The organism is uncultured Tenacibaculum sp. (assembly GCF_947499065.1).
In the GTDB taxonomy this organism is placed as follows: Bacteria; Bacteroidota; Bacteroidia; order Flavobacteriales; family Flavobacteriaceae; genus Polaribacter.
In genome coordinates this window covers 29,089-48,204 of the sequence record NZ_CANMMT010000004.1, presented here as the reverse complement: position 1 = coordinate 48,204, position 19,116 = coordinate 29,089, and the positions used below count along the sequence as shown (strand labels likewise).

Sequence of the window (19,116 nt, the reverse complement as noted above, 5' to 3'; positions counted from 1 at the left end):
CCTATGAATAAACCACTACTTTTTTTTCTTTTATTAATTATACATAATAGCTATGCTCAGCAAAAACGAAAATTTTTATATGCTAGTATAAAAGATAATTTTAACTCTATTACTAATGCACATATTATTAATTTAAACACTAATCAAGGTACTTTTTCTAATGATTCTGGTGAATTTAGAATTCTTGCAAAAACAAAAGATTCTCTCCAGATTTCTTTTGTAGGATACACAACTAAAATCGTTGTTGTAAGTCCTAATGATTTTGGTATGTTAACAACTACTATTAAGTTAGAAAAAACAGATTATGAATTAGATGAAATTGTTATAAAAAAGCACAATTTAAAAGGCATTCTTTCAATCGATTCAAAACAAGTATCCAAAGACCAAGGAATTGTTAAATCCATGAAAGCCAGAGACTTCTCAATGGTTAACTTTGATAAAATTGTTATTTTACCAATAGATGAAATTGACAGATCCAAAGCTCCAAACATGAGAAAAGTAACTGATCCTACTACAAAAATCCCCAGTATTGGTATTAGTTTTAATACTGGTTCTCTTAAAAATGCATTAAGAAGAAAAAGGCTTAGAAGTGAACAAAAATTTAAAGAAAACTTCCCTGAAAAATTACTCTCAGAACTTTCACCTAATTTCTTCTTCAAAGAATTAAAAATCCCAAAAGACAAATACTATCATTTTCTAGATTATTGTAATCATTTAGAAATTGATAAATTATACAAAAATGGCAACATATTTGATGTGATAAAAATATTAAAACAAGAAAGTGTTACCTATTTAAAAAGTATAAATTCTCAGGAATGAAAAAACTCTTACCTTTTTTCACATTAGTGTTTTTGCTTTCTAAAGTCCACTCACAAGACTCTAGAAAGTTTTTTTATGCAGAAATAAAAGATAAAATTGGACCTGTTATTAATGCTCACATAATTAATTTAAACACCAATCAAGGTACCTATACTAATGAAAATGGTGAATTTAGAATTTTAGTAAAAGTTAATGATAGTTTAAAACTATCATTCGTTGGTTACAAAACGAAAACATTTCACATCAAAATGAAACATTTTGGTATTCAAAAAAACATTATAAATCTTGTAAAAACTCCCTTTGAACTAAATGAAGTAAATCTGAACGAAAATGATTTATCTGGTTTCTTATCTTCTGATAGTAAAAAAGTTAAATTCAAAAAAGAAATAAATGCAGTTACCTTAAAGCTTCCGTATGCTGGAGCTAAAATTTTAACTCCTGCTCAAAGAAAATTACAAACTGCTAAAGGCGGAAGTGTTCCTTTTACATTTGGCTTAGCAAATTCTTTCTCTTTAGATTATATTTTAAATAGTATTTCAGGAAGAATAAAAAAACTAACTAAACATAGAGACATAGAATCTTTGGAGTTTAAGGTAGAAAAAATAAAAAAAACCTATAGTTTACATTTTACTAAAGAATTTGGAATTAAAGAGTCTGATGTCTATAAGTTTATCTACTACTGCAGTTACGATAAAAATTTTAACACTGTATTTAACTCAGGAGAAATAGATTTAATTCAATTTTTTAAAGTCAAATCAAAAAGCTTTAAAGAATCCAATCCTAAAGATTATACACATTAAAAATTCAGATGGTAAATAATAGTTAAAGAACTAAAATAGATTCCATCTTCACCCCATCATAAATATCTGGCTCATAGCTTTTCATAAATTTTTCGTATCTTTAGAAGTATACCGATTTTAATTTATCATGAAAAAAATACTTCTTCTCTTTATGCTACTTTCTCAATTTCTTTTTGCCCAAGAGGAACGAAGAACATTGTTTGGTATTATTTATAATAAAGATGGAGTGTTAGAAAACGCCCACATTGTTAATTTTACTAGCAATCAAGTTACTTTTTCAAATGAAAAAGGAGAATATCGAATTTTTGCCAAACCTAATGATTCTATTCGTTTCTCTTCAATAGGTTATAAAACAATATTTGAAAAGCTTACTCCTGCTGATTTTAATGTTTACAGAAAAAGAACTACTTTAGAAAAACAAGTTTATGAATTAGATGAAGTTTCACTTAACAATAACGAACTTTCAGGATCTCTCAGTAATGATTTAAAAAAAGCAAAACCAAACTCAAAATTAAAGCTCGCGAAAAAAGCTAGCAATTTTTCTGATATACAATACACTAATAATTCAGTAGACCATATAAATACTAGTGTAAAACCAACTATAGTTAGAGCAGATCCTACGACTACTTTTGAAGGTTTTGGTACAACAACAATAATTCCATTTAGGCAACTAGGGAAAATACGTAAACTTAGAAATGAATTGGCTGCCAAAGAAAATTTGCCCGCTAAACTTTTAAATGAATTAGGTGAAGAATTTTTCTTTGTTGAATTAAAGATTCCAGTTAATAAATATTACCACTTCCTTGAATACTGTAATCCATTGGGGATTGAAAACTTATACAATAGTAATGAAATGTTAAAAGTTATAAATATCCTAAGAAAAGAACACTTAGGTTATCTTAAACTTATCAAAAAACATTAATTTGGCGCAATAATTGATTTTTATCGAAGTATGAAAAAAATATTCATTGCTTTATTTATTGTTCCGCTTTTATCTTTTTCAGTACACAAATATTACATCTCTTTAACTGAGATAACTTTTAAAGAAGAGAATAAATCCATCCAAATTATAATGAATGTTTTTATGGATGATATAGAAACTGCGATTAATACTGATTATAAAGTAGATTTACAATTAACCACAAAAAAAGAACTTAAAAATGTTGATGAATACTTTTTTAAATACTTAAAAGAACATCTCAATATTAAAATCAATAATAACGATTATTCATACAATTTTATAGGTAAAGAGTACGACGGAAACATTGTTTATTTCTATTTAGAAATTGAGAATATATCAGTAGTAAAGTCTATAGAAATTAAAAATACAGTTTTAGTCAATTACTTCCCTGATCAGCAAAATCCTGTAAAAGCTATCGTCAATAAAAAACGAAAAAGTTTATTTTTAACAAAGAAAAATGATAAAGGTTTGTTAAAATTTTAACGTAACTACTTTTCTCCCAGTTAAAATTCAGTAACTTTCCGCACATATTTTTATAAAATCAATCAAAACAAACAATGAGAAAATATTCTACGTTACTATTTTCGGCACTTTTTGTTTCAGCCTCTTTATTTGCGCAAGAGACAAAAAAGAAAGAGCCTCAAAAGGGTCATACTGATCAAAATAAGTTTCGTCAATTAAAAGATGTATTGGCTACACCTAACGATCAGCGTACCGCTTCTGGTGCACCTGGTCATGCATATACACAACAAAAAGTGGATTATGTAATGGACTTACGCTTAGATGAAGCTGCTAATACATTATATGGAGACGAAACAATTACATACCACAACAATTCTAAAGATCATTTAGAATACTTATGGGTACAATTAGATCAAAATATGCGTGCTCCAGACTCAAAAACACCATTAGCAAAGTCAGAAGGAGCTAGTAGTTTTCAAACTCCAGAAGGTTTTGTTTCTAAGAATATGGGAAAACCAAAAGATTTTGGTTACAAAATTGATGCTGTAAAATATTTAAATGGTAGAGATTTATCTCACACTATTAACCGTACAATGATGCGTATTAATTTACCAAAAGCATTAGCTCCTGGTGAAGTTTTTAAATTCAGAATAAAGTGGCACTACCTAATTAACAACTCTGTTGAAGATGGTGGTCGTTCTGGTTTTGAATCATTTCCTGATGGTAACAAAAACTATACTATCGCTCAATTTTTCCCTCGTTTAGCTGTATATGATAACGTAGAAGGATGGCAAAACATGCAGTTCTGGGGACGTAGCGAATGGGCTTTAGAATTTGGTGATTATGATGTTAAATTAACTGTACCAGCCGATCATATTGTTGATGCTACTGGAGAATTACAAAACGAAAAAGAAGTTTTAACGAAAGAACAACGTAAGCGTTTGGCTAAAGCTAGAAAATCATATAAAGACCCAGTTTTTATAGTAACTCAAGAAGAAGCTGAAGCTAACGAAAAAGAAGGAACTTCAAAAACTAAGACTTGGCACTTTAAAGCTAAAAATGTTCGTGATTATGCTTTTGCATCATCAAGAAAATACATTTGGGATGCTATGGCTGTTAACATAAATGGAAAAGATGTTATGGCTGTTTCTTTATATCCAAAAGAAGGAAATCCTTTATGGGAAGAACATTCAACTAGAGTTGTAGCTAACACTTTAGAAGAGTATTCTAAAATGACTTTTGATTACCCGTACTCAAAAGCAGTTTCTGTACATGCTAAAAATCAAGGAATGGAATACCCTATGATTTGCTTTAATTATGGACGTCCTAACCCTGATGGAACTTATTCGGATAGAGTAAAAAATGGAATGATTGGTGTAATTACACATGAGGTAGGACACAATTTCTTCCCTATGATTGTAAATTCTGACGAACGTCAATGGACTTGGATGGATGAGGGATTAAACTCTTTTGTTGAAATTTTAGCTGAATTAGACTACGACCCTAAATTTAACACTGGAAACTTACCTAAAGATATCGTAAGATATATGAGTTTAGATCAAAATAACTTAACTCCAATTATGGCACAAGGTGACTATGTTAAAAACTTTGGACCTAATGCTTATACTAAGCCAGCAGCTGGTTTATATATGTTACGTCAAACAATCATGGGACCTGAATTATTCGATTATGCATTCAGAACTTATGCTAAAAGATGGATGTTTAAACACCCAACTCCAGCAGATTTCTTTAGAACTATGGAAGATGCTTCAGGAATGGATTTAGACTGGTTTTGGAGAGGATGGTTTTATACAACTGACTATACTGATATAGGTATTAAAGAAGTTAAACCATTATACTTAACAGACAAACCAAACGAAAGAACTAAAAAACTACAAGAACAATATCCAAATTATTTTGCTCGTTTAGGTAAGTTAGTTTTCTTAACTACTAATAAAGAAGATGCTAATTCATCTGACGTAGAAGCATACATTAACGGATTACCTGCTGATAAAAAAGCAAACTTAAAAGCTGTACCTAAATACATGTACCAAGTAGAGTTTGAAAAACCAGGAGGATTAGTAATGCCTATCATTGTAGAGCTTACTTATGCTGACGGAACTAAAAAACGTGAAACTTTCCCTGCTCAAATATGGATGAAAAACGACAACAAAGTATACAGAGTATTTTCTTCAGATAAAGAAATTAAAAGTATTGTTGTAGACCCAGACTTAGAAACAGCTGATATTGATACTTCAAATAATAGCTGGCCTAAGAAAACAGCTAATAAGTTTGATAAATTTAAAAATAAAGTAAAAGGATAATATATTTTATCTATCGTTTATATATTAAAAACGCAGCTCATGAGCTGCGTTTTTTGTTTTGTAAAAAGTTAAATGTATTATTTCTGAAATAATTTATTAACTTCATTTAATGTTAAAAATTTAGAAACAGTCATTACATCTGGATCTCTACTAACATATTGTTGAATCTGCATTCTCATTTCACCATCATCTCCTCTTTCATATTTAAAGAAAATTACATCTCCATTAGCTTTAATTTGAAATTTATTTCTAGGCATTTCTTCAAAACCTCTCAACATAATTTGATGTAATTTTTCAACATCATTATCCGTATTATTAAATGAAAAGAATACATATTCATTTATTGGATTATTAATGTTTTTATAAAATAAATTATACGATTCATTATCTCCTACCTTTTCTAAGTATACAAATTCTACTTGTCCAACAATATCTACTTTTGTTGATTCAACAAATTCAATTTGGGAATACGATACTACAGAAAAAAATAAGGTTGCTAAAAAAAATAGTTTTTTCATAAAGTTTAAGGGTTTAAAGTTCGATCTAAATATATTTGATTATAATTAAATAAAAGAACGTTTTTATAAATAAAAAATTATACTTCTCTTTTTGAACCATCCTTTCATAACAAAAAATAAGCTTTAATATTTCACCTTATCTACCTCATTTTTACAGAATAAAAACAGTACTTTAGAGCTATCAATCTTTTAAATTTTATGAAATATTTTTTTTCTATTTTAAGCCTTATAACTTTCCTTTCATGTAATAAACCAGCTTCTGACATATTAGAAACGGGAAATTATAGAGCTATTTTAAAAGTTCAAGACCAGCAAGAACTTCCTTTTATTTTTAAAGTAAAAGAGAATAATTTAATTGAAATATATAACGCTAACGAAGTTATAGAAGTAGATGAAATTACTTACAAAAACGATTCAGTGTATATTCAAACTCCAGTTTTTGAAGGTTATATTACAGCAAAAATTCATCCTAATAAAAAACTAAATGGATACTTTATAAAACCTAGTTTAAACAGAATTGTTCCGTTCTCTACTGAGGCTAGCAATAAAAGATTTGATTCAAAAAACAAACCCAATTACAATATAACAGGTAGATGGGAAACTATTTTTAGTCCAAATAAAGAAAATGACAAATACATTGCCAAAGGAATATTTACACAAGAGAAAAATAAAGTAAAAGGTACTTTCAGAACCACAACTGGTGATTATCGTTATTTAGAAGGTGTTGTAGATGGCGACTCTTTAAAGCTTTCAACGTTTGATGGAGCACATGCTTTTTTATTTACTGCTAAAATTAATGACTCTAGCATGGTTGGTAATTTTTACTCTGGGAATCACTGGAAAGAACCTTTTGTAGCCAAACTAAATAATAATTATGAACTACCTGATGAAAATTCTTTAACAAGTTTAAAAGATGGTTATAAACATTTCAACTTTTCTTTCCCTAATGAAAATGGAGAATTGATTTCATACTCAGACAAGCAATTTCAAAACAAAGTTGTAATTGTACAAATTATGGGAACATGGTGTCCTAACTGCTTAGATGAAAGCAAATATTACGTTGAATATTTAAAAAAGAATAAAAACACAAATCTAAAATTTGTAGCACTAGCTTTTGAAACAGATAAGACTCAAGAAAAAGCTTTTGAAAAAATTAAACGTCTAAAAAAACGATTGAACATTACATATCCAATACTATTAGCACAATATGGAGGTTCGGACAAAAAGGAAGCTGCAAATAAACTACCAATGTTAAATCATATTCTCTCATACCCTACCACAATATTTATAGATAAAAAAGGAATGGTTCGAAAAATACACACAGGTTTTAATGGTCCTGCTACCGGGAAAAAATATATCGAATTTAAAAATGAGTTTAAACACTTTGTAAACACTCTATTAAACGAGTAATAACTTACTCTTTTTAGTTTTTTTTAATAACCTCCTACTAATATTATCAAAGTTTAAATCATTACTTTTACCCTATGAAATGGATTTTTTATTTAATATTATGTTTATCTCTTGCTACACAAGCACAAGATTTACCTAAAGGTTTTACATACCTAAAAAACATAGCTCCTTCTATAAAAAAAGAGCTTAGATATTGTTCAAGTAATAATTTTATAGGAAAACCGATAGATGGGTATGAAAAAGATGTAATTATTACCACTACGCAAACAGCCAAAGCTTTGAAAAAAGTTCAAGATGAATTACAGAAAAAAGGATTGAGTCTTAAAATTTTTGATGCTTATCGTCCACAAACAGCAGTAAATCATTTTGTAAGATGGGCACGAGTAATTAATGACACTTTGATGAAACAACAATATTACCCAAGCGTAAATAAAAGACATTTATTCAAATTAGGATATATCGCTTCTAAATCTGGACATTCAAGAGGAAGTACTGTAGATTTAACCATAGTCGACTCTAAAACAAATACTGAGTTAGACATGGGAAGTCCTTATGATTTCTTTGGAATTTCTTCACACATCACTTATCCAAAATTAACAAAGAAGCAAAAAGAAAATAGAAGCTTGTTACAAAGATTAATGAAAAAAAACGGTTTTAGACCTTACACTAATGAATGGTGGCATTTTACATTACGTAGAGAACCTTTTCCTAAAACTTATTTTAAATTCCCTGTAAAGTAGTAATTTTTAACGCTTTATTTAGACAAACAAATAATATCGGCATTATATTTGCTCAGATTTACGTTATATGAAAAAAGCTATACATTTTATATTCATTCTTGGTCTAATTACTATACATACCAATAGTTTTGCTCAATTAGATAATTCTTCTGGTGGTAAAAAAAAGGGAGTTTCTTCCTTCGGTTTTAAAGTTGCACCAGCCAAAGAAGTTAAGAAACCTAAATCTTTAGACTTTAAAAACAACAACGGTTTTAAAACTGCACACACTAAACAACAAAAAGAATTACAAAAAAAGCAAGCTGAAAGGGATTTTGAAAACAAAGGGATTTTAACAAAAGCTAAAATCGCAGAAGAAAGATACTTAAAAGCATTTCAAAAAATAAATGGAATGTATCAATACCCTATCATCGATCAAGATTTAGGAAGTTTTAGTACAAAATCTCAAAGTGTTAATATCATATGTAGAGATTTTCAATATCCTGATGGAGATAAAGTAACTATTTTTATTAATGGTATTCCTGTTGTTAGTAATATAATATTAAAACAACGTTACCAATCATTTAATATTCCTTTAGATGAAGGTGTAAATACCATAGAAATATTAGCTATTAATCAAGGAACTTCAGGTCCCAATACTGCTGGATTTAAAATTTTTAATGATACAGGAATGCTAATTTCAGCCAATCAATGGAATTTAGCTACAGGTGCAAAAGCTTCGATAATAATTGCAAAAGAAAAAGAATAACTTCAGGCTGTTTTAACGTTACGAAAACCTTACAGCAACTTTTAATAAGAACTTTTTTTAAATTACCAAAAACTACTTACTTTTGTAGTTACGTTTTATAAGAAGTAAAACAAACAAACGTTAAATAAACAACTAATATATAATGAATAAAATCACCAAAGAAACCTATATCAATTGGTATAGAGACATGCTATTTTGGAGAAAGTTTGAAGATAAACTAGCAGCTGTTTACATTCAACAAAAAGTAAGAGGTTTTTTACACTTATATAACGGTCAAGAGGCTGTTTTAGCAGGTTCATTACATGCAATGGACTTAACTAAAGATAAAATGATTACTGCATACCGTAATCACGTACAGCCAATAGGTATGGGTGAAGACCCAAAACGAGTTATGGCCGAGTTATATGGTAAAGCTACAGGAACATCTCATGGTATGGGAGGTTCAATGCACATTTTTTCAAAAGAATTTCGTTTTTATGGTGGTCACGGTATTGTTGGTGGTCAAATTCCATTAGGAGCTGGATTAGCTTTTGGAGATAAATATAAAGGTAATGATGCTGTAACACTTTGTTATTTTGGTGATGGAGCAGCTCGTCAAGGTTCATTACACGAAACATTTAACATGGCAATGAACTGGAAATTACCAGTTATATTTATTGTTGAAAACAATGGTTATGCAATGGGTACTTCAGTAGAAAGAACTGCAAACCATACTGATATCTGGAAATTAGGTTTAGGTTATGAAATGCCTTGTGGACCTGTTGATGGAATGAATCCTATTAAAGTTGCTGAAGCTGTAGATGAAGCTATACAAAGAGCTCGTCGTGGTGAAGGACCAACTTTCTTAGAAATGAAAACATACCGTTATAGAGGACACTCTATGTCTGATGCTCAACACTATCGTACTAAAGACGAAGTTGAAGAGTACAAGAAAATAGACCCTATTACACAAGTATTAGACATTATAAAAGAAAACAATTATGCTTCAGATGAAGAAATCGAAGCTATAAATAAAGAGGTAAAAGATTTAGTTAAAGAATGTGAGCAATTTGCTGAAGATTCTCCATATCCAGAATTAAACCAATTACACGATATGGTATACGAACAAGAAGATTACCCATTTATAAAATCTAAGTAAAAGACCTATGGCTACAATTATAAATATGCCTCGCTTAAGCGATACGATGGAAGAAGGAGTTGTTGCTTCTTGGTTAAAAAATGTAGGTGACAAAGTTGAGGAAGGTGATATTTTAGCAGAAATCGAAACGGATAAAGCTACGATGGAATTCGAATCTTTCCATGAAGGAACTTTATTACATATTGGAGTACAAGAAGGTGAAACATCTCCTGTTGATACTTTACTTGCTATTATTGGTGAAGAAGGTGAAGATATTTCTGCTTTATTAAATGGAGGTTCAGCTCCAGCTGAAACAAAAGAAGAAGCTCCAAAAGTAACTACTGAAACTAAAACTGAAAGTGCTGCAGTAGCTATTCCTGAAGGAGTACAAGTAATAACAATGCCTCGTTTAAGTGATACTATGACTGAAGGTACTGTTGCTTCTTGGTTAAAAAGTGTAGGTGACTCTATAGAGGAAGGAGACATTTTAGCTGAAATCGAAACGGATAAAGCTACTATGGAATTTGAATCTTTCCACGAAGGAACTTTATTACACATTGGTGTAAACGAAGGAGAAAGCGCACCAGTTGATAGCTTATTAGCTATTATTGGAACTGCCGGAACTGACGTTTCTTCTCTATTAGAAGCTCATAAATCTGGTACTTTAACAAGTGCAGGTACAGCTACTCCTAGCAAAGAAGAAGCTCCAAAAGTTGAAGAAAAAGCTTCTGAAGCTCCTAAAACAACTACCGAAGTAACAAACAATAATACTAGCGGAGGAAGAATTTTTGCTTCTCCTTTAGCTAAAAAGATAGCAAAAGATAAAGGTTACAATTTAGCCGACATTAAAGGTTCTGGAGAAAACGGACGTATCGTTAAGAAAGATGTTGAAAACTTTACTCCTGTTGCCAAAGTTGAAGCAACAGCAACTACTAGTACAACTTCTACTCCAGCTGCTGTAACTAATTTTGCTATTGCTGGTGAAGAAAATACTTCTGAAGTTAAGAATTCTCAAATGCGTAAAGCAATTGCAAAAGCATTAGGAAACTCTAAGTTTACTGCTCCACACTTCTACTTAAACATTGAAGTAGATATGGATAATGCTATTGCTTCGAGAAAAATCATTAACCAAATGCCTGACACAAAAGTATCATTTAATGATATGGTTGTAAAAGCTTGTGCTATGGCATTACGTAGACACCCACAAGTTAACACTATTTGGAAAGATGATGTTACTGTATACAACCAACACATAAACATAGGTGTTGCTGTAGCAGTTCCTGACGGATTAGTAGTTCCTGTTTTGAGACATACGGACCACATGAATATAAACGAAATTGATATTCAAGTTCGTGATTTAGCTGGAAAAGCTCGTAACAAGAAATTAACTCCAGACGAAATGCAAGGAAGTACTTTTACAGTTTCTAACTTAGGAATGTTTGGTATTGAAAGTTTTACTTCTATTATTAACCAACCTAATTCAGCGATTTTATCAGTTGGAGCTATTGTTGAAAAACCTGTAGTTAAAAACAGTCAAATAGTTGTTGGTAATACAATGAAGTTAACATTAGCTTGTGATCACAGAACAGTTGATGGTGCTGTAGGAGCTCAATTCTTACAAACATTAAAAACATATTTAGAAAATCCTGTTACCATGTTAGCGTAACATTTTTTCAAATACCATAATAAAAAAACTCGGAATGTAAAATTCCGAGTTTTTTTATTTCTTCATGTAATGTATCATTTTTTTTTCGACGAACTGAGGGTTAAACAACCCATCAAAAAAAATTAAATGAAACATTTACGAATCTTACTAGTACTATCAATAATACTATTACAAAGTTGTGTTCAAAATGATATTATAGACGACAGAGTTGATGAAAAACTAGCTTTTAGCACGTCAATTCAAGAACTTACTATTAAAGGTACTTTTCAATATAATACCAAATACACAGATAATGTTGGTGAAGTACAAACCCCTACTATTACTTGGGCGACCTCAAACCCTGATATCATATCAGTTTCTAACTCAGGTTTAATTTCTGCTTTAAAAATTGGTACTTCAACAATTACAGCTTCAGTAACAACCTCTGAGGGTAAAGTAATTACGAATGAAAATGAAATTACCGTTGTTAAAGCACAACCTAAAATAGAGATTGATAATTTACTTCAGAATTTAACCATAAATACAACACATCAATACACAACAACCTATACAAACGATTTAGGTGAAAACGAAACGCATCCAGTAACTTGGTCAAGTTCTAATTCAGCCATTTTATCAGTTTCTAGTAGTGGTTTAATTACTGCTGTAGCTTTAGGCGACGCAACCATTACTGCAACAGTTACTATAAATGGGAATGCTATTTCTACAGAAGATGTATTAACCGTAGTTGGTGTAGCAGAAAGATTAACAATTAACAATCCTGTTACTGAATTAGATGCTGACACTAATCAAACACATCAATACACTACAACATATACAGATCAAACAGGACAAGTACAAACCCCACAAATAACTTGGTCAAGTTCTGATACTAACATAGCTAGTGTTTCTTCTACTGGTTTAGTTACTGCTAAGTCTATTGGTTCTGTTACTATTACAGCTAGTGTAACTTTAAATGGTAATACAACTACTGACGAAAATACTTTAACAATAACAGGTAGTGGCCCTAAAGAAAAAACAGGAACAATAAAAACGACTAGTAGTTATGCACTATCAGGAACATTTACATTAAAAGAAATCCCTGGTACTAACGATTTAGAATTAAGTATTAATGCTGATTATAATGCTTCAACATCATTACCTGGTTTATATTTATACATGACAAATAACCCTAGCAATATAGGAAATGCTAAACAAATACAAAAAGTAACTGTATTTAATGGTGCACATACCTATACAATTAAAAATACAGGAATAGATGATTTTAACCACTTATTATATTGGTGTAAACCATTTAGTGTAAAAGTTGGAGATGCAGAAATTAAATAATTTAGAATACATAGAAATGAAAAAATATATCATATTATTAGGTTTAATAATTACTTGTTCAAATTCATTATTTGCACAATGGTCTAAAGGAAAAGGAAAAGGTTATTATAAATTATCTGCATGGTATTTAAAATCAGATCAGCATTATACGAATACTGGAGCAATAGACCCAAATGTAACAAGAACACAATTCAACACTAGTGTTTATGCTGAATATGGACTTACTAATAAAATAGACCTTATTGCTTATGTCCCTTTCTTTTCAAGAGCAGCTCAAAACAATCAAATTTCTGGAACCAACAACAATGTAATTCAAAAAGGAGAGTCTTTTAACTCTTTTGGTGATGTAGATTTTGGTGCTAGATATGCATTTTACAAGAAAGGAAAATGGGCCGCAGATGTAAAATTACTTTTAGGATTACCAACCGGTAATGATTCTGGTGGTAGTGATGGAAGCTATCAGACAGGAGATGGAGAATTTAATCAATATATATCTACATCATTAGGATATTCTACAGCATTTAATGAATTACCTTTTTATGCTAAAACACATGTTGGATATAACAATAGGTCCAAAGGTTTTTCTGATGAATTTAGAGGAGGTTTAGAAGCTGGTCTTAACTTATTCAATAGAAAATTTTGGATTATAACTCGTTTAAACCTTGTAAAATCTTTAAAAAATGGAACGCTAAATGCTGCTAATAGCAATGGAAGTATTTTTGCAAACAATGTAGAGTACACTAGTTTTGGTATAGAAGGAGCTTACTATATAACAGAAAAATTAGGAGTGTCTGCTGGTTTTGACTCAGCATTTTCTGGAAGAGTTATTGCTGCAAATCCATCATTTACAGCTGGTATTTTCTTAGATATAAAATAAGAACATTCTTAAGTTATCATAAAAAAGCTCGCTAATAGCGAGCTTTTTTTATTCTGAATACTTACGATAAGTAAATGACTTATGTACTATTTTCCATTCACCTTTTATTTTTAAAAGCATCATATAATCTGTATATATTCGTTTCCATTTTGGCATTAAAATTTCAACTTTAGCCATTGCTGCATCATTTTCATAATCAACAGAAATAATACGTCCTATTCTATTTTTCTTTTTCCCTGATTTTATATTATTAACATAATTCTTTCCTTTCCATGTTACTAAAGTATCGTTTTTGATATGGTATAAATTTAGATTTTCATCAAAAGCTTTACGGACTCTTTCTGGCTCTCCATTCGCAGTTCCTTCAATATAATTTAACAAGGTTGTATTTATCTTTTCTATTTCAGTTTGTCCTATTACAGTTTGAATAGTCAAAAACATTATTAATAAAGTTGCTGTTTTTTTCATAATCATAAATATTTCTTCAAACTTCTAAAAACCAAAGACAAACAACTAATTTTTGCACTTTGAAGTTCTTCAATATTATAATTCTGAATAAAAATTAGCCTTTAAATTGCTTTCTATACTGAGCTGGTGTGCTTCCTGTTACTTTTTTGAAAGCAGCATAAAATGTAGTATTTGAAGAAAATCCTACTTCATAACCTATAGCTTCTAAAGTAAAATTATCATTCGTTTTTAATATTTTCTTTGCCTCTTCTACTCTAAATTCATTTATATATTGATTAAATGATTTTTGTAGATTATTATTTAAAAATTGTGATAATTGATGTGGAGTAACACTAATTTCCTTAGCTAAATCTTTAAGTTTTATGGTATGATCTTTAAACAATTTTTTTTCTTTAAATACTTCAGACAACTTTGTTTTTATTAAAACAGCTTCTTCATCTGATATCAAACTAACTTTATACTTTTCCTCTTCTTCAAAAAATATAGTTGCTTTTTTTCTTCGCATAAACCAAATAATTATAGACAAATAGAAAATAAATGAAAACGATAAAGCTCCAACTATATATGAAGTATAGTTTACTGTTTTATAAGCCAACCAAACAATTCCTATTCCTAAAACCAAATTAACTAACCAAAACTCTTTATCTGTTAGCTTTTCATTTTTAGAAAACAACTTTTTTAAACTATCCTTTATTAAATAACCCGATATTAAAATGTAAACAAACCATTGGGTATATAACAAGTAACCAAACGACATAAATCCTAATCCCCATAATTTCCCTTTATTCTTTTTATATGGATAAAAATAAAACCAAACAACCATTATAACTATAGCAGGAATAACATGCCACAACCAAGTATATGATTTTTTAGCTACTATAATTTTTTTAGTTTCTTTGATATAGAGATATAAAAAAGGACCTATCAAAGCACAAGCTATTAAACCAAACTCTATAAAAAATTCAAAAATATTTCGATTTATAAATAAAAAAGCTGACTTTGTTATTCGAATACTTAAGACCAAAATTAAAGCTGATAAAAAATAAGTAGAACGATTTCTATTTTTTATAAAAAAGGCAAAATATGCACTTAATAAAATACCGTCTAAACCGCCTATTGCACTTAATAAAAATAATAACTGATTAGTCAAAGTCTTATATTTAATTACAATCAAAAATAATAAAAAACGCTCGGGGTTACCGAGCGCTTTTCTATTATGCAATCTATATATCTAAAAATCGAACCTATAATTCATTTTAAAAGCAATTCCCCAGTTTTTCCTATGAAAGTTTTTATTAAGATTATCACTTACAACCAAATACACATAGGATAATGGCTTATACTCCCATTGAAGTCTACTGTTTATATTAAAATTATCTTGTTGTGTATTGTATTGAACATAGGTTGTCCAGTTTAAACGTGTATTAAAAAATATTTCTCCTGTAAGCCTCGTTAAATGAAAAGTTTCCTTTCCTAGTTCTTTTAAATCGATAGAATTAACATCATAGGACGCTTCAATATTTGCAAAAGGCAATAACTGATAATTTAAATAAACACCTCCTGCAATTCTATCTCCCGAATAATAGTTTCCTTTCTGAATATTAAACCTATATCGTAGTTTTTGATTATTGGCTGAATTGTACCCTAATTTTAATAAACCAAAACGATAGGTATCGGGCTGTAATGCATTTCCATTTCGTAAAGGGTCAAAGCCATATTTTAAATCAATAACATCATAATTAAACACATAATATAGAGCAGATAAATCTTTGAAAAATACTGCAGAATTAAAAAAATGTGATGTTTGATTTAATTTACCATTTTCATCAAAATACGTTTGATTATCGTAATTCATATAGCGAATTCTATTCAACTTTTTAGACTCATCATAAAACTTCACATATTGAATTCCTACTGAAACTTGCTTATAACCTTCTCTAAACACCTCATCATTTATAGCATCATAATTATACAATCTTGGCGTAAAACCAACATCTGTTATATAATTCTTTTGAACATTTCTAAGAGATGCATTCCATGAAAGTCCTCGTTTATTAAACCAAACCCCTAGATTATAAAAGTTATTATCACCAGAAATACCATCATTAAAACTCTTCCCATAATTAGCCAACCCTATCCATTTATTATTATCCGATTTATAATTCAAATTAACACCAGCAACTCTGTTATAATCGTTTTTAAAACTAAAACCATTTGTTTCTTGTCTATTTATTAAAAAACCTGTTGTTGTAAAGTTTTTAGATAATTGTTGCTCTGCTACAAATGCCCCGTAATTTTGTGAAAGATTATCTAACTCTTTTTCAGTTTGAACATTTAAAACACCAATTCTTGTTTTAGAAGAAACATTTCCTGATAATTTCAAACCAAAATCAATATTGCTACTCGCTCCTATTTTTCTTGAGTAAAAAGGATTAATACCATTAACTCCCAGATTGGAAAATAAATCAGCATTCTCTAAAAAGAAATTTCTACGCTCTGGAAAAAACACTGAAAAACGTGTAAGATTAGTTACCTGTTGATCAACATCAATTTGAGAAAAATCTGGATTTAATGTCACATCTAATTTTAATGATGAAGTTACATTATACTGTACATCTAAACTCGGAGTAAAATCTGTTTTATCGCTATTATTCTCTACATCTTTTTGATAGTTAACCGTAACAGATGGAACAACAGCAAACCTTGAAACTGTTTTATCAGGTAAGCTTTCTATAGTAAAAGGTCTTGTAAAACGTAAATCAAAAGTTGGATAATTTCTAGACAAGTCGGTCATTATTGTCCACGAATTATTTTTAATATCTCTAACATACATTTGAATTCCAAAAACAGCATTGTCTTTGTTATAGTTTAACGATTTTAATGGAATTGCTATTTCATAAATTTTGTGGTTTCCTTTTTGAAATGTTTTTACTTCCCAAATAGTACTCCAGCTAAAATTCAATCCGTATCCTTGATTCCTTTTTTCTACCAAAGCATCGACTTGTGTACCATAAGCATTACTTGCAAATAAGTATCCGCTTTGTTGTTGATTTTGAGTATCAAATACGATAATAAAAGCATCGCTTAATGCAATAGACACATCTCTTTTTAAAGAACTAACTTGAACTTTAGGTGTTGAGTCCTTATAAATAGCATTTATAAATAATTTCTTTCCATTATGAAACAACTTTACAGAAGTTTGATTTTCAGCTAAACCTATATCTGTAGGTGCTAGATTATGAAAATTGGTTACCTCAGGTAGTCTTTTCCAAACAGCTTCATTTGGTTTACCATCTAACTCTATATCTGTATTAATAAACGGTATTGTGGATTTTGATACTTGACCTAATACTACAACTGAATACATTGAAATTAATAAAACAAAAACTTTACTCATTCTAATTAGCTTTTACTTCACTAACCTTTGTAGCTGTTTTACTTATAATCTTCCAGTTTCCTTCTATTTTTTTCAATAAGAATAAGTCTATGTATACCCATTTTCGTTTAGGGCCTGCAATTTCAACTTTAGCAGTTGCAATATCTTTTGTGATTTTAACTTCTAATATATTTCCTTCTCTTCCATTAAATTTTCCAGCTTCTCCATTCTTAAAGAAATTAGCATATTCTTCAGGCGTATATCTTTTAAATCCTTGCCTTCCGGTTAAATATAATGTAGCATTTGAAGCAAAAGCACTTTTTATTAAATCGAGCTTATTATAAGAACTTCCAGTAATATAATTTTGAAGTGTTTTTTCTATTTCTATTTGGTCATTTTGTGCACTAGCTATTTGACAAAAAGCGAATGTTAGAAATAATAATACGTGTTTCATTTTTAAGATTTTTAGTTTTACCCAAACTTCTTAAAAACATCTAAAAACGAAATGATTAATTATAATTCAGTTGTCCTAGATTATAATTCTGGAGAATTTTATACTACAAAAACTGTTTTTGATATTGCGCAGGTGTCAATCCGACCTGCTTTTTAAACGTAGCATAAAAGTTTGATTTTGAAGAAAATCCTGCTTCAAAGCCTACAGTTTCTAATGTTAAATTGGTGTTTTCTTTTAAAATATTCTTTGCTTCATCAATTCTATAAGTATTTAAAAAGGCGGCAAAGCTTTTTCCTATATTATCATTCAGTAATTGTGATAATTTGTGCGGTGTAACCTGTAATTCTTTCGCAATATCTAGTAGTTTAACATTGCTATTTTTATACAATTCTTTTTGTTTCATTAAAGTATCTAACTTTTCAATTAGCAATGAAGCTTCATTTTCCTGAATTTTTTTAGCAGCATATTTTTCTGGAATATCCTGAAAGATAGTTTCTCTATTCTTCTTCGATAAAAAGAAAATTAACAGTACATAAAACACAACCGAAAAAGTAATAGTTCCTACTAAATACAAAAAGAAATACCCTACAATATATGCAATGAAAATTAAAGCATTTGCTAAAACAACTCCTATTAACCAAAGCTCTGCTGTAGTACATTTGTTTGTCTTAGAAAATACTTTCTTTACAATATCTTTTAAAAGATAAAACGAAGCTAAAATGTATAAACTCCAAACTCCATAAATTACCCAAATAAAATCCCCCCAAAACTCATAATTCCCAGTATAAGGCCTTACTATTCCTACAATTGTTACAAATAAAAAAAGAATACTAAAATGAATAATCCATGATTTAGGAAGCGTCTTTCTATTTTCTATTGATGATTTTATATAATAAAATAACGTTACTCCTATTAAAAAGCAAGCTGACAAACCTACTTGCATAACCAATAATTCTATTTGATCCTGTGGTGCAAAAATTCGATAAACAGACTTTCCTATTCGCAAACTTAAAAACAAGACCAATAGCCCAAACCAAAAATTTTGTATTC

At 29.5% G+C, this 19,116-nt stretch carries 18 protein-coding genes; 12 read left to right on the top strand and 6 right to left on the bottom strand.

The window, feature by feature from the left end; genetic code table 11:
- Positions 1 to 3: 3 nt before the first annotated feature.
- The 5 genes from Q0958_RS09930 (at position 4) to Q0958_RS09910 (ending at position 5,366) form a co-directional block, all read left to right on the top strand.
- Positions 4 to 819, top strand: a complete 816-nt coding sequence (locus tag Q0958_RS09930) for a carboxypeptidase-like regulatory domain-containing protein (protein WP_299122529.1) — start codon at positions 4 to 6, stop codon at positions 817 to 819.
- Positions 816 to 1,619, top strand: a complete 804-nt coding sequence (locus Q0958_RS09925; protein ID WP_299122528.1) for a carboxypeptidase-like regulatory domain-containing protein — start codon at positions 816 to 818, stop codon at positions 1,617 to 1,619. The genes Q0958_RS09930 and Q0958_RS09925 overlap by 4 nt, the downstream gene beginning before the upstream one ends.
- Positions 1,620 to 1,746: 127 nt before the next feature.
- Positions 1,747 to 2,541, top strand: a complete 795-nt coding sequence (locus tag Q0958_RS09920; protein WP_299122527.1) for a hypothetical protein — start codon at positions 1,747 to 1,749, stop codon at positions 2,539 to 2,541.
- Positions 2,542 to 2,571: 30 nt separating this feature from the next.
- Complete coding sequence (locus Q0958_RS09915; RefSeq protein ID WP_299122526.1) at positions 2,572 to 3,063, top strand: DUF6702 family protein; 492 nt, start codon at positions 2,572 to 2,574, stop codon at positions 3,061 to 3,063.
- A 74-nt stretch (positions 3,064 to 3,137) separates the two neighbouring features.
- On the top strand, positions 3,138 to 5,366 hold the full coding sequence (locus tag Q0958_RS09910; RefSeq protein WP_299122525.1) for a M1 family metallopeptidase: 2,229 nt from the start codon (positions 3,138 to 3,140) through the stop codon (positions 5,364 to 5,366).
- 77 nt (positions 5,367 to 5,443) lie between these two features.
- Here the strand turns inward: Q0958_RS09910 and Q0958_RS09905 are convergent, their stop codons facing one another.
- Positions 5,444 to 5,884 (bottom strand): hypothetical protein, encoded by a 441-nt coding sequence (locus Q0958_RS09905; protein WP_272151470.1) that lies wholly within the window; start codon positions 5,882 to 5,884, stop codon positions 5,444 to 5,446.
- 198 nt (positions 5,885 to 6,082) lie between these two features.
- Here Q0958_RS09905 and Q0958_RS09900 point away from each other — a divergent pair, with 198 nt between their 5' ends.
- From Q0958_RS09900 to Q0958_RS09870, 7 genes are all read left to right on the top strand, one after another.
- On the top strand, positions 6,083 to 7,294 hold the full coding sequence (locus tag Q0958_RS09900; protein ID WP_299122502.1) for a TlpA disulfide reductase family protein: 1,212 nt from the start codon (positions 6,083 to 6,085) through the stop codon (positions 7,292 to 7,294).
- A gap of 74 nt (positions 7,295 to 7,368) precedes the next feature.
- The gene (locus tag Q0958_RS09895; RefSeq protein ID WP_299122501.1) at positions 7,369 to 8,034 is read left to right on the top strand and encodes a M15 family metallopeptidase; all 666 of its coding nucleotides are present in this window, start codon (positions 7,369 to 7,371) and stop codon (positions 8,032 to 8,034) included.
- Positions 8,035 to 8,101: 67 nt separating this feature from the next.
- A complete protein-coding gene (locus tag Q0958_RS09890; protein ID WP_299122500.1) occupies positions 8,102 to 8,779 on the top strand; it encodes a hypothetical protein in 678 nt (225 codons plus the stop codon).
- Positions 8,780 to 8,921: 142 nt separating this feature from the next.
- Complete coding sequence (gene pdhA, locus Q0958_RS09885; protein ID WP_299122499.1) at positions 8,922 to 9,917, top strand: pyruvate dehydrogenase (acetyl-transferring) E1 component subunit alpha; 996 nt, start codon at positions 8,922 to 8,924, stop codon at positions 9,915 to 9,917.
- A 7-nt stretch (positions 9,918 to 9,924) separates the two neighbouring features.
- Complete coding sequence (locus Q0958_RS09880; protein ID WP_299122498.1) at positions 9,925 to 11,562, top strand: pyruvate dehydrogenase complex dihydrolipoamide acetyltransferase; 1,638 nt, start codon at positions 9,925 to 9,927, stop codon at positions 11,560 to 11,562.
- 126 nt (positions 11,563 to 11,688) lie between these two features.
- The gene (locus Q0958_RS09875; protein ID WP_299122497.1) at positions 11,689 to 12,891 is read left to right on the top strand and encodes an Ig-like domain-containing protein; all 1,203 of its coding nucleotides are present in this window, start codon (positions 11,689 to 11,691) and stop codon (positions 12,889 to 12,891) included.
- A gap of 16 nt (positions 12,892 to 12,907) precedes the next feature.
- A complete protein-coding gene (locus tag Q0958_RS09870) occupies positions 12,908 to 13,768 on the top strand; it encodes a hypothetical protein (RefSeq protein ID WP_299122496.1) in 861 nt (286 codons plus the stop codon).
- A gap of 48 nt (positions 13,769 to 13,816) precedes the next feature.
- Here Q0958_RS09870 and Q0958_RS09865 read toward each other — a convergent pair whose 3' ends face one another.
- The 5 genes from Q0958_RS09865 to Q0958_RS09845 form a co-directional block, all read right to left on the bottom strand.
- Positions 13,817 to 14,236 (bottom strand): nuclear transport factor 2 family protein, encoded by a 420-nt coding sequence (locus Q0958_RS09865; RefSeq protein WP_299122495.1) that lies wholly within the window; start codon positions 14,234 to 14,236, stop codon positions 13,817 to 13,819.
- 94 nt (positions 14,237 to 14,330) lie between these two features.
- On the bottom strand, positions 14,331 to 15,386 hold the full coding sequence (locus Q0958_RS09860) for a helix-turn-helix domain-containing protein (protein ID WP_299122494.1): 1,056 nt from the start codon (positions 15,384 to 15,386) through the stop codon (positions 14,331 to 14,333).
- An 81-nt stretch (positions 15,387 to 15,467) separates the two neighbouring features.
- Complete coding sequence (locus tag Q0958_RS09855) at positions 15,468 to 17,633, bottom strand: DUF5916 domain-containing protein (protein WP_299122493.1); 2,166 nt, start codon at positions 17,631 to 17,633, stop codon at positions 15,468 to 15,470.
- Between the two features lies 1 nt (position 17,634).
- Positions 17,635 to 18,066 carry a nuclear transport factor 2 family protein gene (locus Q0958_RS09850; RefSeq protein WP_299122491.1) on the bottom strand — a complete coding sequence of 144 codons (432 nt, stop codon included), beginning with the start codon at positions 18,064 to 18,066 and terminating at the stop codon, positions 17,635 to 17,637.
- Positions 18,067 to 18,169: 103 nt separating this feature from the next.
- On the bottom strand, positions 18,170 to 19,072 hold the full coding sequence (locus Q0958_RS09845; protein ID WP_299122489.1) for a helix-turn-helix domain-containing protein: 903 nt from the start codon (positions 19,070 to 19,072) through the stop codon (positions 18,170 to 18,172).
- Between the last annotated feature and the right edge of the window lie 44 nt (positions 19,073 to 19,116).

Bases quoted from the DNA above. Each gene is read 5' to 3' on its own strand.
- Q0958_RS09930 (WP_299122529.1), top strand. From the start codon at position 4: ATGAATAAACCACTACTTTTTTTTCTTTTATTAATTATACATAATAGC.
- Q0958_RS09925 (WP_299122528.1), top strand. From the start codon at position 816: ATGAAAAAACTCTTACCTTTTTTCACATTAGTGTTTTTGCTTTCTAAA.
- Q0958_RS09920 (WP_299122527.1), top strand. From the start codon at position 1,747: ATGAAAAAAATACTTCTTCTCTTTATGCTACTTTCTCAATTTCTTTTT.
- Q0958_RS09915 (WP_299122526.1), top strand. From the start codon at position 2,572: ATGAAAAAAATATTCATTGCTTTATTTATTGTTCCGCTTTTATCTTTT.
- Q0958_RS09910 (WP_299122525.1), top strand. From the start codon at position 3,138: ATGAGAAAATATTCTACGTTACTATTTTCGGCACTTTTTGTTTCAGCC.
- Q0958_RS09905 (WP_272151470.1), bottom strand. From the start codon at position 5,884: ATGAAAAAACTATTTTTTTTAGCAACCTTATTTTTTTCTGTAGTATCG.
- Q0958_RS09900 (WP_299122502.1), top strand. From the start codon at position 6,083: ATGAAATATTTTTTTTCTATTTTAAGCCTTATAACTTTCCTTTCATGT.
- Q0958_RS09895 (WP_299122501.1), top strand. From the start codon at position 7,369: ATGAAATGGATTTTTTATTTAATATTATGTTTATCTCTTGCTACACAA.
- Q0958_RS09890 (WP_299122500.1), top strand. From the start codon at position 8,102: ATGAAAAAAGCTATACATTTTATATTCATTCTTGGTCTAATTACTATA.
- pdhA (WP_299122499.1), top strand. From the start codon at position 8,922: ATGAATAAAATCACCAAAGAAACCTATATCAATTGGTATAGAGACATG.
- Q0958_RS09880 (WP_299122498.1), top strand. From the start codon at position 9,925: ATGGCTACAATTATAAATATGCCTCGCTTAAGCGATACGATGGAAGAA.
- Q0958_RS09875 (WP_299122497.1), top strand. From the start codon at position 11,689: ATGAAACATTTACGAATCTTACTAGTACTATCAATAATACTATTACAA.
- Q0958_RS09870 (WP_299122496.1), top strand. From the start codon at position 12,908: ATGAAAAAATATATCATATTATTAGGTTTAATAATTACTTGTTCAAAT.
- Q0958_RS09865 (WP_299122495.1), bottom strand. From the start codon at position 14,236: ATGAAAAAAACAGCAACTTTATTAATAATGTTTTTGACTATTCAAACT.
- Q0958_RS09855 (WP_299122493.1), bottom strand. From the start codon at position 17,633: ATGAGTAAAGTTTTTGTTTTATTAATTTCAATGTATTCAGTTGTAGTA.
- Q0958_RS09850 (WP_299122491.1), bottom strand. From the start codon at position 18,066: ATGAAACACGTATTATTATTTCTAACATTCGCTTTTTGTCAAATAGCT.